Here is a 13,948-nt window from a genome sequence, read left to right on the forward strand (position 1 = left end):
AATATACCTGAAAATATAATGGTAAAAAGTAACTTTAAGAGTATAAATATCTAATAAATCTTATGTTAGTGGCTATACTTTTATTAGAAATGGGAGTATATTTTATCCATTGAAATTGAATATAAAAGAGGTAAGGGTTAAATGTTCACTCAATTTAAAAGACTTTTAATTGGTAAGCCTAAACGAAATAGAGATTTGAAAAATGAGAAAATCAGTAATTTCAAAGCGCTAGCCATTTTATCATCCGATGCCTTGTCATCCGTTGCGTATGGTCCTGAACAAATTTTAATTACATTATCTGTTGTGGGAGCAATTGCATCATGGTATACGTTACCTATTGCTTGTGCGGTATTAATTCTATTGGCTGCGTTAATTCTATCGTATCGCCAAATTATTTATGCCTATCCTAAAGGTGGCGGGGCCTACATGGTGTCTAAGACAAACTTAGGAGAAAAATGGGGCTTACTTGCAGGTGGTTCTTTACTTGTCGATTATATATTGACGGTAGCAGTTAGTATTGCATCAGGTGCTGATGCATTTGTAGCAGCGTTCCCATCTTTATATCATCACAAAGTATTGATTGCATGTTTATTAGTGTTATTTATTTTGATTATGAATTTACGTGGTTTAACTGAATCAGCCACTGTATTATCATATCCAGTTTATTTATTTATTATCGGGTTAATTATTATGATTATTATTGGTGTTTGGAAAGTTGCGACAGGTCAAGCGACACCTCATATGCACGCAAGTGTAGGTACGGCCGTACCAGGTGTGACCTTATTCCTGTTATTAAAAGCCTTTTCATCAGGAGCTTCATCACTCACAGGGGTGGAAGCAATTTCCAATGCCGTTACAAACTTTAAAGATCCAGGTCCTAAAAATGCCGTTAAAACTTTAGTGACTATGGGTGGTATCTTAGCTTTCTTATTAGTAGGTATCGTAGGTTTAGCTTATTGGTATGGTATTATGCCACAAACTGAAACGACAGTATTATCTCAATTAGCAGCAAATATTTTAGGACATAATGTTGGCTATTACTTTGTACAAGCTACTACAGTGATGATCCTTGTATTAGCAGCCAACACAGGTTTTACAGCTTTCCCAATGTTAGCGGCAAGTATGGCGAAAGATAAGTATATGCCTCGTATGTTCAGAGTACGTGGTGATCGCTTAGGTTATTCTAATTCAATTATTACTTTAGGCGTTTGTGCGATTTTATTAATTATTATTTTCAAAGGTAAAACTGAGAACTTAATTCCGTTATATGCGGTAGGTGTGTTCATTCCATTTACATTAGCACAATACGGTATGGTGCTTAAATGGATTAGAGGTCGTGAAAAAGGTTGGGCTACGAAACTCATTGCAAATGCAGTGGGTGGTACCATCACTTTCATCGTATTTATGATTTTCTTGATTACTAAATTTACACATGTATGGCCAATATTAATCTTTTTACCAATTGTAGTTTATGTATTCTTGCGTATTAATAATCACTACAAAGATATTGCGAAACAATTGAAATCAACTGCAATGGTACAAGATATGCCGATTGTTGATAAAAACTTAGCTGTTGTACCTGTTAGTACAATTACATCTGCGATTGATAAATCCGTATATTATGCACAGATGATTGCGGATGATGTGATTGCTGTACACGTCTCATTTGGCGAAGAAGCGGACAAAGGTTTTGCTGAAAAGTGGAAAAACCATTTCCCAGATGTGCGTTTAGTTATCTTGCATTCAGAATACCGTAGCGTTATCCGTCCGATTTCACGTTTTATTGATAAAATTAATAAAAAAGCAAATGATAAAAATTATGTCATTACTGTAGTAGTACCGCAGTTTATTACTAAAAAATCATGGCACAATTTCTTGCATAACCAAACTAGTATTCGCTTGAAAATGCATTTATTCTATCAAAAAAATGTCATTTTAGCGACAGTACCATTTAAATTACAGAAATAATAAAAAGCAGGAACTTGAAATGTTGTTTTTCAAGCTCCTGCTTTTTTAATTGTTTAATGTTGTGCTTCATGTGCTAACACAATTTCGTTATAGTTGATATTTTCACGCAACTGTGTCGCAATTTCATTTGATACTTTATTACGAGCAATTAATTCATCAAGTAACTGACGTTGAATGTATAAAGCTTCAAGTTTAACCTCATGTTGCTGTTGCGTTGTTAAGGCATAAATCTCTTTATTTTCCTCTTTTTGTTGTCTTCTATTTTGATTTTGACGAATTGTACGTGATAATGCGTGATATTGGTTAATAATTAAACTTACTTCAAGGACGTTTGAACTATTTTGTTCTTCCCGCATTCTCATAATAATGTTGTGATTTACGACACGCATAATTTGTTGTACTTTATTAAAGCTATTTTTATAGGCATTTCGTTGAGCTTTACGTTCTTCTTTAACTTTATGACGCTCTTGCTTATACTCTTCACGTTTTTCTTTGATAGATGCGCGATCCTCTTTAGAAGTAGCTTTATGTTCTTCACGCATAAGTGCACGATCTTCTTTGTGAACTTTGTGTGCTTCTTTACGTGAATCTTTTCTAGCTTTGAAGCGTAGGAAGAGCATTTTGAACAGACGGCTTACTTTACGTATAAATGACATTTCACGATAAGATTGGCTGAATTCCATCACGTTACGATAGTCAGTTAAATCTTTTTTAGAAATACGTTCTTTATCAATTAGACGCTCAAGTGTTTCAGTTTCTTCTTTTTCAGCAATCTCCTGTAAACGACGCAATTCTTTCGTATTTTGATTATCGGGTTCCATGTTTATTAAGAATGATAATTCATTAAAATACTGGTTGAGAATTGGACGATAATCTACATTTTTATTATCTTTTGCTTTTGTCTTAAAGGCATCAAGCACATTTTGAACCATAAAGATTTTAGCCGATTGATACGTCATGCCTTTAAAGTCTGAGACTTTTTCAGAAGGGGTGATAATAGGTAAAACAATTTGAGCCATGATTAAACTAATTAATACCATTAAAGAGGCAATAAATAATAAATCATTACGATAAATAAATTCTTGTTCACCATTCATCATATAAGGTAGTGTCAGTGCCATAGAAAGTGAGATAGTACCATGAATACCACACATGGTCATGATAAAGGCATAGTGACTACGCTTAGGCGGTCCCGTATCTTCTTCTTCATCAAGGTAAGATTGGACATTTTTAGGATAATAAAAGTCTTTGAACCATAAATATACCCATATGTATCTGAAGATATAAATCGCAAGTGCAATCAGTAATGTAACCATAATAAGGAAAGTAATATTTTGAGGTTCTTTATGAACGATTTCCATAAATACTTCCGGTACAATGAAGCCTAATACGACAAAGACAAATCCATTTAATGCATAACTTAACGTGTTCCAAATTTGGTTGTAGTTCATCTGTAATTCAGTTTGGGCGCGAATTAAACGATCACGCTCTAAGCCGTGAATTAATCCAGCTACAACGACAGCGATAATTCCTGAGGCATGGACTTCTTCACCGATAAAATAAATCGCAAAAGGTGTAAGTAATTGGATAAATGTTAATGTATTACTATCTTTCAAACCTTTATTTGCAGTTAAATAAATTCTTAGTCGGACTACTAATGCGCCTCCAATAATACCAACTAAAATGCCAAGGATGGTTGAAAGAATGAATTGGCCAATAGCATCAAAAGCTGAAAAACTACCTGTAACTAATGCTGTCACTGCAATTTTAAATGAAATGATACCAGCAGCATCGTTAAGTAAAGATTCGCCTTCTAAAATGGACATCGAACCTTTGGGTAAGACTTTACCCTTTGTAATAGCTGAAACTGCTACGGCATCAGTAGGGCAAAGGATGGCTGCGATAGCAAATGCTGCAGGCATAGGTAAACTAGGCCAAATCCAATGGATAAAGAAACCTACACCAATAACGGTAGTAAATACCAGTCCCATTGCCATTAGAATAACGGGTTTGCGATATTCTAATAGTTTCGTACGGGAAACATGTGTCCCTTCGACAAATAATAATGGGGCAATCACTGCCATCATAAACACTTCAGATTCAAATTCAAAATGAATTGGAATAGGGAGAATAAAAAGGCAGACACCTAACGCAATTTGAATAAAAGCAGTAGGAATTTTAGGGAACCTATTATAAATAATAGAACTAATAATGACTGCACAAATAAATAAGAGAAAAGCTTCTAATAGTTCCATATATAACTCCTTTTTTAAATTTTGATAATAGTATTATTTTACATGATGTTAAATAGGCTATCAAAAAAGTATAACTATTATACAAAAAAATGATTAATTTAACTTATTTCGTTCTATATATTTTACCTTGAAAAATATTGACTTAAACTAAAAAAAGCGAAGTACAATCGTATTCTAATAAGAAAAGATTGTATTTCGCTAAGATAAATTATAAAGGCGCTATCTTAATAATTAATAGATTCACGTCCTTGTTTACGTGTACGCTCGGCCAATGCTTCTGCATTCTTTTTATATTTTTTATATAAGAAGAATAAGAAAATGAACCAGAACGGTGAAATGAAAACTGCCATTCTTGTATCTGCGCTAAAGAACAATAAGATAAAGACAAAGAAGAAGAAGGCTAGGACAACATATGCCATTGCTTGTCCACCAAATAATTTGAATTTATTCTTACGATGTTCTTCAGGATTTTTACGTACATAGATGATATAAGAAATAATAATCATAGCCCATACAACTAAGAAGAGGACGGTTGATAATGTTGTAACGTAAATAAATAGTTGCATGGCATCTGGGAAGATAAAGTTCAGTAAAGCGGCTGCCAGCAATGTACCAGATGAAACTAGCATAGATAAGTATGGCACGCTATTATGATTAGTTTTACTTAATACTTTAGGCCCTAAACCTTGTTTAGATAAACCAAATAAAATACGGCTATTTGAATAAATACCACTGTTGGTTGCTGAAGCAGCAGCAGTTAAAACAACAAAGTTAACTAATCCTGCTGCGAAAGGTAATCCAATTAAACTAAACATCGTAACAAATGGACTGCTTTCTGAATTAATTTTATTCCATGGAATGACTGACATGATAACTAATAAACCACCCACATAGAATAATAAGATACGCACAGGCACGTTATTAATCGCTTTAGGAATAACGTTTCTTGGATCTTTCGTTTCTCCAGCTGTAACACCGATTAACTCAATCCCAATGAATGAATAAACGGCGATTTGGAATGCCATTAAGAAACCGAATGGTCCATTAGGGAAGATACCGCCATGATTGACTAAGTTACCAAATGAGGCATGTCCATATGATGTTCTAAATGAGAAGAAGATCATCACAAGACCTATAATAATCATCGCAATGATAGTGATGATTTTAATAATTGAGAACCAAAACTCTAATTCACCGAATAACTTAGCACCAAGCATATTGAAAGAAATAAGCATGAGTACAATAAATAGAACCGTAATCCAGTGAGGTACTTGCGGAAACCAGAAACTAAAATATTGTCCCATGGCCGTTAAATCAGACATACTTGAAGCAATCCAAGAAAGCCAATACGTCCAGCCGATAACGAACCCTCCAAAAGGTCCGAGATATTCATTCGCAATATCTACAAACGAATTAAAACGTGTATTACTTAATAATAATTCCCCGAGTGCACGCATAAACGCAAAGAGTACCATACCAATAATCATGTAAGTAATTAGTAATGAAGGTCCTGTCAATGAAATGGTTTGCCCAGAACCTAAGAATAAACCTGTACCAATGGCGCCACCAATCGCAATTAATTGGATGTGTCTGTTACTTAATTCTCTCTCTAACTGTCTTGCCATATACTTCCTCCTCAGAATACATGGTGTTCATGTTTTTTGAAAACGCTTTCTTATTTTTGTATTTTACAGGTCACTTTTAACAGATGAGCGTAAAACGAGATAAACGGTAGTATGTATTAGTTTGAATATTCTGTTATTTGGGAAAGTGTTAATTTTTAATTTTAATAAATTATGTGCCATTGCTAAAAGTTATTTTTATTATACTCTTAATTTTTAGAAATACAAATATATTTATTAAAATGAAATAACCAGAATAATTTAAATTTAAAAGTTTATATGACATAATAATTGGAACTTAATAAATAATAGAGTAAGAGGGACAATTATATGAAATTTGGAGCCATATCAGATTTGCACATTGATCGTCATCCGAAGTTAGATGCGCATGCTTATTTGGAATCACTCACACGTATTATTAGAAAACGAGACATAGATATATTATTAATCGCTGGGGATATTTCAAATCATTTTCAAGCAAGCTATCAGTTTATTCGTGATTTAAAACATAATACTTCTATTCCAGTATTATTTGTGCCTGGCAATCACGATTATTGGGCACCGGACGATGTGAATACCTCTAAAGAAATTTATGAATTCTACGCTAAGCAACCGGAATGTCTCATTGGAAAGCCTTATGTGATTAATGATGAGTGGGCGATTGTCGGTCATACAGCTTGGTACGATTACAGTTATGCCGATGATAAGTTTGATCTTGAACGTATTAAGCGAGGTAAATATTATGGGGCAACATGGCAAGATAAGGTGAAGATTGATTGGCAAACAGATGATAGAACGCTTTCTCAATGGACCGCAACGCAAACTGAAAAGGATCTAACTAACGTAAGTGATAAACACATTATTTTAATGACACATATTGTTACACATCCACAATTTGTCGTGCCCACACCTCATCGAATTTTTGACTTCTTCAATGCGTTTATTGGCACACGTGATTTTGATAATTTGTATCAAAAGTATCCTATTCATTATAGTATTATGGGACACGTTCATTTCCGCAAAGCTATCGTTGATAAAGGCATTACCTATATGTGTCCTTGCTTAGGCTATCGACGTGAATGGCGCACAGATGATATAGATACAGAAATGAATCATGCATTAGTGGATTTTGATATTTAACATATTTAAAGTTTTAAAAAGTCCTCACTAAGTAGAATTATTCAAAACTACTTAGTGAGGATTTATTATGGTTGAAGATAAATACACTTCTTACCAGGTTCATTAAAACTACGTTCCATTGTTGCTTTACCAATCTTAATGACTTGAAAGCGATTTGGAACAATAGCAGGAAAGATAAATTTACGAAATACATGACTCCATAATGGATCAATATAATAGTAATAGTTCTCGTCATAGCCAATTAACAACGTTACGTGAATATTAGAAACTAACTCAGTTGTTGTATTATCAAATTTAAACTTTTTGCGGTCAGGTGCATCGCCAAGACTCGTATGATACATAATAACAGGTTGTCCTTGGTCAAGTATGGATTCTAACTCAGTTAAATCTGTACCTGTACCGTCAACGAAGCGGTTATCAAATGTTTGTAAATAGGGAACGTAGGCATCTGGAAAGATGGTTTGATGATGTCCAAATTTAATCAATAGTTGATGACCGACATAACCTTTATGGGGATTATTCGGATGCGTTGGCCAACGTTTCATAATGTCTGTTGCCTTAACGTCATAATGATTATATTGAAGTAACATAGCTGCTGAAACGCCTTCACATCCCATCACCATAGGAATAGGAAATAATTGGCTAATCGGTTTTACAGGTAATATGGTTTTCTTCATATTGGTTCTCCTTCATTCACTCGTAACATGTTGCGCGCGTTCTTTTTAAAGTAAATTCATTATATACCCTCGCAGGTCTTTCGTATATTGATTTGAACTGGGTATATAATAGTTAATAGTTTAAATTTTGTTTTTTAAAAAGGAGGACAAAATGAACTACCGTTTTAAAGATTTAAAAAAATTAAAGATTGTAGGAATAAAACGCAGATTCAGTAACGGAAAAGAGATGCAACATGGCATTCCAGAATTTTGGCAAGAAGTAAATGATAAACAATTAACTGAAGACATCATTGGAAAAAGCAACCATCAATTATCAGGAATATTAGGTATTTGTCGTGCACTAGACAATGGAGAAATGGAATATATGATTGGTGTACCTACTAATGAAGACGTTGATGATGAGGGCACTTATGAATTAATAGAGTTAGATGCTCAAACGTATATTGTTTTTGACGCTATTGGCAAAGTGCCTCAAGCTGTTAAAGAGACAATTGCACAAATTCATCAACACGTCTTACCACAACTTGATGTCACAGTTAAACGAGCACCGTTTTTTGAACATTATTTACCGGGAAATACTCAAAGTGATGATTATATTACAGAAATTTGGATGCCTATTTCTCGCTAATCATTGAAAAAATGATTCCATTGTCATGCTTATATACAAAGATACATCACAATAGAATCATTAATGAATCAATTATTTACGGACAGCATGAACGATATAGTTCATGTTGTTTTTATGTTTGCGCATTGTTTTAAACATTCTTAAAAACATTGGTCGATTGGTAGGTTTTAAGGCATTTTTAATAATCTTAAGTGTACCCATAATGCCTTCATCACTAATCATTCCAGGAGGCGACATTGTAAGCATCGCTGCATTCAAGATAATATCAAAATTGTTATCTTCAAAGGGTAATTTCGCAGCATTTGCTTGTGGTAAACAAATAGGTTTCTCTACATGTATTTGTCGAAAAGTTATAACAAAATAATGAATAAATAAAAATGGCAAAGTAATCTCTTGAATCAAGATTACTTTGCCAAACTCATTCTAAATATTTTTTCGATTGTGATGTCTAAAATAAATCATTTGAAGGGCGATTAATAATATAGCTGTGATTGTAATAACTAGAACATACGGCATAATATTATATTCCCCTTTTAAACCAACTATAGGAGAAATAATGCCGCCAAGGATAAATTGAAATAGCCCTAATAAACTTGAAGCATTACCACTTCCACCTGTACGTTCTTCCATAGCCATAGAGAATCCGAGAGGACCAACAGAAGCTACTGGACAAACATTTAAGAAGAAAGCAATTAGTAATATCCATAAAGGACCATGTAAAAGAAGGGTCATTGTAATGAATACAACGCCAATAATTTGAATTAAAGTTAAATATATAAACAAACGATAACGATGAATATATGTAACTAATATAGCAACACTTTGGCTGACAACGATAAGTCCTATGCCGTTAATTGCAATCATTATACTATATTGCAAAGGTGTCATATGATAAATCTTCTGAGTGATGAATGGTGAAGCAGATGAAAAGCTAAACAACATGACGTAAGTTAAACCTTGTAAGAACATAGGAATAACGAAACCTGGCTTTCTTAACAACTGCCCGAAATCTAAGAAAATGGCTTTGAAATTTAATCTACGAGCTTCATCTTTAACCGTTGAAGGCATATTCAACGCAAAGCCACTTAAAATCACGAGACTAATAATAGTTAGGATAACGAAAATGATTCTCCATGAACCTAGTGTTAATGATAAGCCACCAAGTAGGGGAGCAATAATCGTTATAATACCGTTAACCACCATGAGTGAAGCTAGAAATTTAGCAAGTAAGTCACCTGTATATTTTTCTCCTGCAAAAGCTTTAGCAATAACGATAATACCACCTGCTGTCAATCCTTGAACCAAACGTATAATAATGAATGACGAGAGGTGCGTTACAAAGATAGAACTTACAGAGGTTAAGAGAAAGATACATAAAGTGATAATACCTGTTTTTTTATATCCAAACGCATCTGCTAAAGGTCCTAATAAGAATTGACCTAATGCTAACCCAATCATTGTAAATGATAAAGTCAACTGCACTTCAGAAGTAGAAGAACCAAAGTGATGTTGCACTGTAGGTAACGCAGGCGAGTACATATCAATAATCATTGGACCAAAGGCAGTCATGCTACCTAAAACAATAATTAAAAACAAGGGGAGTTTCGTGCTTGTTGTATTCTGCATATAGAATCTCCTTGAAAAGATTTGTAAATTACATTATATCGGTTTTTCAAACATTTGTAAGTTATAAAAATAGTTTTATTAAATTAAGGAATAAAAAATTGAAGTTTGCATAGGTAGGGGAAGTAGGGGCCTCGTAAATTCGGAGTTGATATAATATATAAGTCATCGTTTTACTTCTATGCTGTAATTAACATGGAAGGAGGTGACATCATGTTCAGCATCATATTTGTATCTGTAATAGCTCCTATAGTAGTAGGAGTTGTACTCACCTCATATTCTTATTGGCTGAATAAGCGTGATAAATAATTAAACGACGACATAGTCAATACACCAAAAGAGCCCGATAACTATTCGCAGTAGTTATCGGGCTCGGTGTTTGTCATGCTTAGCATCATATTTGTTACTTGTATTATAACATCATAGTAGATTTGAATGCAAAAATTAGTACCTTGTAAGATGAAATGCGGTTTTAGTCTAACAAATTACTATTGATTGGTTGCGTCTTTAGCACCATTAATTAGACTATCTAATTTATTTTTAATGTCGTCCACTTTCGTATTCACATCATTTAATAAGCTATCTACTTTACCTTGATTTTCATTATTTTGCTGCGCATTGTTAGCTTCTTTTAATTTATTAACTTGCTCTTGATAAAACTGAGTCAATTTAGAATCATTATTATTTTCTTCATTATTCTTCAGTTTGTTAATCTCATCTTGAATTTGTGAAATACGTGAATCGCTATCAATTTTGTCTTTGATATCGTTTTTAGCTTTTTCCACTTGGCTTTGAATGATATCTTTTTGATCGTTGACTTGGTTTTCATAGTTTTTAGAAACTTTATTAGGATCATTGCTAACTTTTTCATCTTCGCCACTCATATGATTAACAATTGCTTTCGTAGCAAAGATAGCAATAATCACTAATAGAATCGCTATAATCGCAATTAACCATTTTTTAGATTTTCGATTTTTCTCATTTTCTTCTTCTAATTGTTGTTCACGACGGAAATCACGTTCATTATAATAACGTTCACCATGGTCATCATAGAAGTCATCACGACGATGGTCATCACGAGACGCATAGTCTTCACGATATCTTGGATCTTCTGACTCAGGACGACGTTGACCATTTTGCTGGCGATAGCCGTCATCATTTTGTCTACGCTCTTGACGATAACGTGCGTCCTTATTGTGTTTAGAAGGTTGACGATATTGGTCATCGTATTTATAAGATTCTTTATATTTATCTGTACGTTTCATGTTGGTCACCTCATTAATATTTATTTTTTCATTATTTGTTGGAGTAATCGTGCCACATTTTCCGCGGTACGTTGAATATTGTGTTTCCCATTAGTTAATAAATCATCTATCTCCATAGGTTGTTCGATGATGCTAAAGGCACTGTCAATCCCATGCTCATAAACTGCTTCATAGCCATCTCCTAAGCTACCACAAATCGCTACGACAGGTATATCATACTGTTTTGCTGCTTGTGCTACACCAATAGGCTTCTTGCCATAAATGGTTTGTGCATCCATTTTGCCTTCTCCAGTGATGACTAAATCGGCATCTTTTACTCTCTTTGAAAATTGAGTTTCCTTGAGAACGATATCGATTCCTTTAGATAGGGAAGCATTTGAGAAAAATGCTAGAATACCTGCACCTAAACCACCAGCCGCACCGGCACCAGGTACATCTTTAACATTTTTATCAATATCTCTTTCAATCATATCATGATAGGTAGTTAGGGCGGAATCCAACTTTGGTATCATCTTATCTGTCGCACCTTTTTGAGGACCATAAACAGCGGTTGCGCCATTATCACCTAATAAAGGATTAGTCACATCACAAGCGACTTCAAACTGTATATGATTTAGGCGTGAATCAAATTGAGAGATATCAATATGTGCTAGTTGTGAAAGATAACCGCCACCTAAAGGTAATGTTTCCTCATTTTCATCTAAAAATTGAACACCGAGGGCGGCAAGCATACCACTGCCACCGTCATTCGTCGCACTTCCACCAATTCCTAAAATAATCTTTGAAACGCCATGATCAATCGCATCTTTAATCAGTTCTCCTACACCAAAGGTCGACGTCTTTAATGGATTACGTTCATGAGGTTTAAGTAAATCTAAACCAGAAGCGGCTGCCATTTCTATGATTGCTACATTATTATCTTGTGAGCGGGCGTAACTTGCTTCAATCTCCCGATGTAGGGGGTCATGAACTTTAACTTTATATGTTTCAGCGTTTAATGCTTCCCTTAATGCGTCAGTGGTGCCTTCACCACCATCTGCCATAGGAATAATGTCATAGTTGATTGTTTTATTAAATATTTTTTGAAAGCCACATTGAATGGCTAAACCAGCTTCTTTAGCTGACATGCTTTCTTTAAATGAATCAGTTGCAATTACAATTTTACTGATTGGCATATCCTCACCCTTTAAATAATGGTTAATTTATAAAAATGGTATATAATAATATTTAAAATTAAAATTTATTAGATAAGTCTTCCTAAGTTATAAGAAGGAGAGAGAAATGTTTAGATTAAAACAACACGAATTATACATCTGGTTAATAGGTTTATTAATCTTCTACTGTTACATCGCATTGATGATGCCTCTACATAGTTCGGATTGGTTTTGGGGCAGTCATCAAGGGATGCAAGCTATGATTACTCATTTTAAATATATTGATGGTGATTATATAAGTAATGTCTTGGCATTTGCTATCACACAATCTGTAACATTGCGCGTTGTCTCATATGGCATCATTTCTATACTTTTTGTCCTAATGTTGCTTAAATTCGTGACATATACATTTTCAACTAATACATTCATTTTAATCATTCTCTTCATATTTATTATACCCGATTCAATTTTTGCGCAAAGCTATGGCAATTTTGAATTATTTTATAGTTATGTATTTGGGACTTGCATCGCACTCTATATTTTACATTTTGCAATTTCAACTTTTATTGTTGAAAATGAGTTCAACTTTGGGAATGTCTGTTTATTTTGGATAGCCTGTGTCATAGGTCAATGGTTTGCGGAAACACTCACTTTCTATAATGTCATGATATTGTTGAGCGCAATATTCATTTACTTCATTTGGAAGCGGAAGCTCAACTATAACCTATTAATAGGCTTTATGTTAACGTTGTGTGGTACATTGATCATGTTATGTAATGAAACCTACATTCATTACTTTATCAATATCGAGAATTTACGCGCTCAGATAGATGAATTAGGATTCTTTCATAAAATAAAACTGACATTATTTGAACAGTTACCTCAATACATATTTTTCAATCATATCTTTTTAATAAGTGTAATTGCTATTGTTTTAATTATATTATTGATAAATAATGTCGCTTTCAAAGAGTGGACTAAATATAAACGGTTAGTGTTAATATTTGGGATTAGCGCATTACCTATATACAAAATATTGATTTATGACCCTTTCAACTTGAAACAATTGGCTATCTTATATAGCTATGGCTTCGTCAATATTATCATCTGCCTTATATTCTATATTAGTGTGTTTATAGCGAGTTTCCATATAGTTAAAAATCATTATATGCGCGTTGTTATAGGAGGTATAGGCATTTCAATTATTCTTAATGCGATTCCTGTATTTTTAATTGGAAAAGTAGTGCCACAATATTTCTTTATTATATATACTTTATGGTGTCTACTTGCCGTTATTCTTCTAACTACACTAGGTAGACTAACCACAACTATTTTCAACATACTTAAATTATTAAATATATTATTAATGGTAGTTTATATGATTGTTTGTACGACGCTTTATATTGAAAATGATAAACGATTAGAGTCTATACATACACAAATAGGTAAGCATAAAAATGAACTGGTCATCCATCATTTACCATTTGAAACATACTTTAGTGGTATGACGCCAACCAGTGAAATTGATAAAGACAACTTCAAAGAATATCATCACATTCCTAATAATAAAAAAATAAAAGTAATGCCGTTTGAAATTATAGAAACAAACGACTAAG

At 33.6% G+C, this 13,948-nt stretch carries 11 protein-coding genes and 1 pseudogene; 5 read left to right on the forward strand and 7 right to left on the reverse strand.

Annotated features, from left to right (window positions below):
• The first annotated feature begins 141 nt into the window (after positions 1–141).
• Positions 142–1,968, forward strand: coding sequence for an APC family permease (locus E2558_RS06485; protein ID WP_126565577.1), 1,827 nt, complete (start codon positions 142–144; stop codon positions 1,966–1,968).
• A gap of 53 nt (positions 1,969–2,021) precedes the next feature.
• Here the strand turns inward: E2558_RS06485 and E2558_RS06490 are convergent, their stop codons facing one another.
• Together E2558_RS06490 and E2558_RS06495 are read right to left on the reverse strand one after the other, a co-directional pair.
• Complete coding sequence (locus E2558_RS06490) at positions 2,022–4,223, reverse strand: cation:proton antiporter (RefSeq protein ID WP_126565578.1); 2,202 nt, start codon at positions 4,221–4,223, stop codon at positions 2,022–2,024.
• A gap of 224 nt (positions 4,224–4,447) precedes the next feature.
• Complete coding sequence (locus E2558_RS06495) at positions 4,448–5,848, reverse strand: amino acid permease (RefSeq protein ID WP_126565579.1); 1,401 nt, start codon at positions 5,846–5,848, stop codon at positions 4,448–4,450.
• A gap of 327 nt (positions 5,849–6,175) precedes the next feature.
• On the opposite strand from E2558_RS06495, the gene E2558_RS06500 reads away from it, so the two are divergent.
• The gene (locus E2558_RS06500) at positions 6,176–6,985 is read left to right on the forward strand and encodes a metallophosphoesterase (RefSeq protein WP_126565580.1); all 810 of its coding nucleotides are present in this window, start codon (positions 6,176–6,178) and stop codon (positions 6,983–6,985) included.
• A 65-nt stretch (positions 6,986–7,050) separates the two neighbouring features.
• Here E2558_RS06500 and E2558_RS06505 read toward each other — a convergent pair whose 3' ends face one another.
• Positions 7,051–7,662: a C39 family peptidase gene (locus tag E2558_RS06505; RefSeq protein ID WP_126565581.1), complete on the reverse strand. Its 612-nt coding sequence runs from the start codon at positions 7,660–7,662 to the stop codon at positions 7,051–7,053.
• A 151-nt stretch (positions 7,663–7,813) separates the two neighbouring features.
• Between E2558_RS06505 and E2558_RS06510 the strand changes: the two genes are divergently transcribed.
• Positions 7,814–8,290, forward strand: coding sequence for a GyrI-like domain-containing protein (locus E2558_RS06510; protein WP_126565582.1), 477 nt, complete (start codon positions 7,814–7,816; stop codon positions 8,288–8,290).
• Positions 8,291–8,362: 72 nt separating this feature from the next.
• Here E2558_RS06510 and E2558_RS12455 read toward each other — a convergent pair.
• Both E2558_RS12455 and E2558_RS06520 read right to left on the reverse strand, forming a co-directional pair.
• Positions 8,363–8,623 (reverse strand): annotated as a pseudogene (locus E2558_RS12455) (class I SAM-dependent methyltransferase); the annotation flags it as partial.
• A 90-nt stretch (positions 8,624–8,713) separates the two neighbouring features.
• Positions 8,714–9,916, reverse strand: a complete 1,203-nt coding sequence (locus E2558_RS06520; RefSeq protein WP_126565583.1) for a putative multidrug effflux MFS transporter TcaB — start codon at positions 9,914–9,916, stop codon at positions 8,714–8,716.
• A 210-nt stretch (positions 9,917–10,126) separates the two neighbouring features.
• On the opposite strand from E2558_RS06520, the gene E2558_RS06525 reads away from it, so the two are divergent.
• Positions 10,127–10,222 (forward strand): type I toxin-antitoxin system Fst family toxin, encoded by a 96-nt coding sequence (locus E2558_RS06525; protein ID WP_115345419.1) that lies wholly within the window; start codon positions 10,127–10,129, stop codon positions 10,220–10,222.
• Between the two features lie 179 nt (positions 10,223–10,401).
• Here the strand turns inward: E2558_RS06525 and E2558_RS06530 are convergent, their stop codons facing one another.
• Together E2558_RS06530 and E2558_RS06535 are read right to left on the reverse strand one after the other, a co-directional pair.
• Positions 10,402–11,178 (reverse strand): hypothetical protein, encoded by a 777-nt coding sequence (locus tag E2558_RS06530; RefSeq protein ID WP_126565584.1) that lies wholly within the window; start codon positions 11,176–11,178, stop codon positions 10,402–10,404.
• 20 nt (positions 11,179–11,198) lie between these two features.
• The gene (locus tag E2558_RS06535) at positions 11,199–12,353 is read right to left on the reverse strand and encodes a glycerate kinase (protein WP_126565585.1); all 1,155 of its coding nucleotides are present in this window, start codon (positions 12,351–12,353) and stop codon (positions 11,199–11,201) included.
• A 106-nt stretch (positions 12,354–12,459) separates the two neighbouring features.
• Between E2558_RS06535 and E2558_RS06540 the strand changes: the two genes are divergently transcribed.
• Positions 12,460–13,947 carry a hypothetical protein gene (locus tag E2558_RS06540; RefSeq protein ID WP_126565586.1) on the forward strand — a complete coding sequence of 496 codons (1,488 nt, stop codon included), beginning with the start codon at positions 12,460–12,462 and terminating at the stop codon, positions 13,945–13,947.
• Position 13,948 lies beyond the last annotated feature (1 nt).

The organism is Staphylococcus pragensis, from assembly GCF_004785665.1.
Lineage (GTDB): Bacteria > Bacillota > Bacilli > Staphylococcales > Staphylococcaceae > Staphylococcus > Staphylococcus pragensis.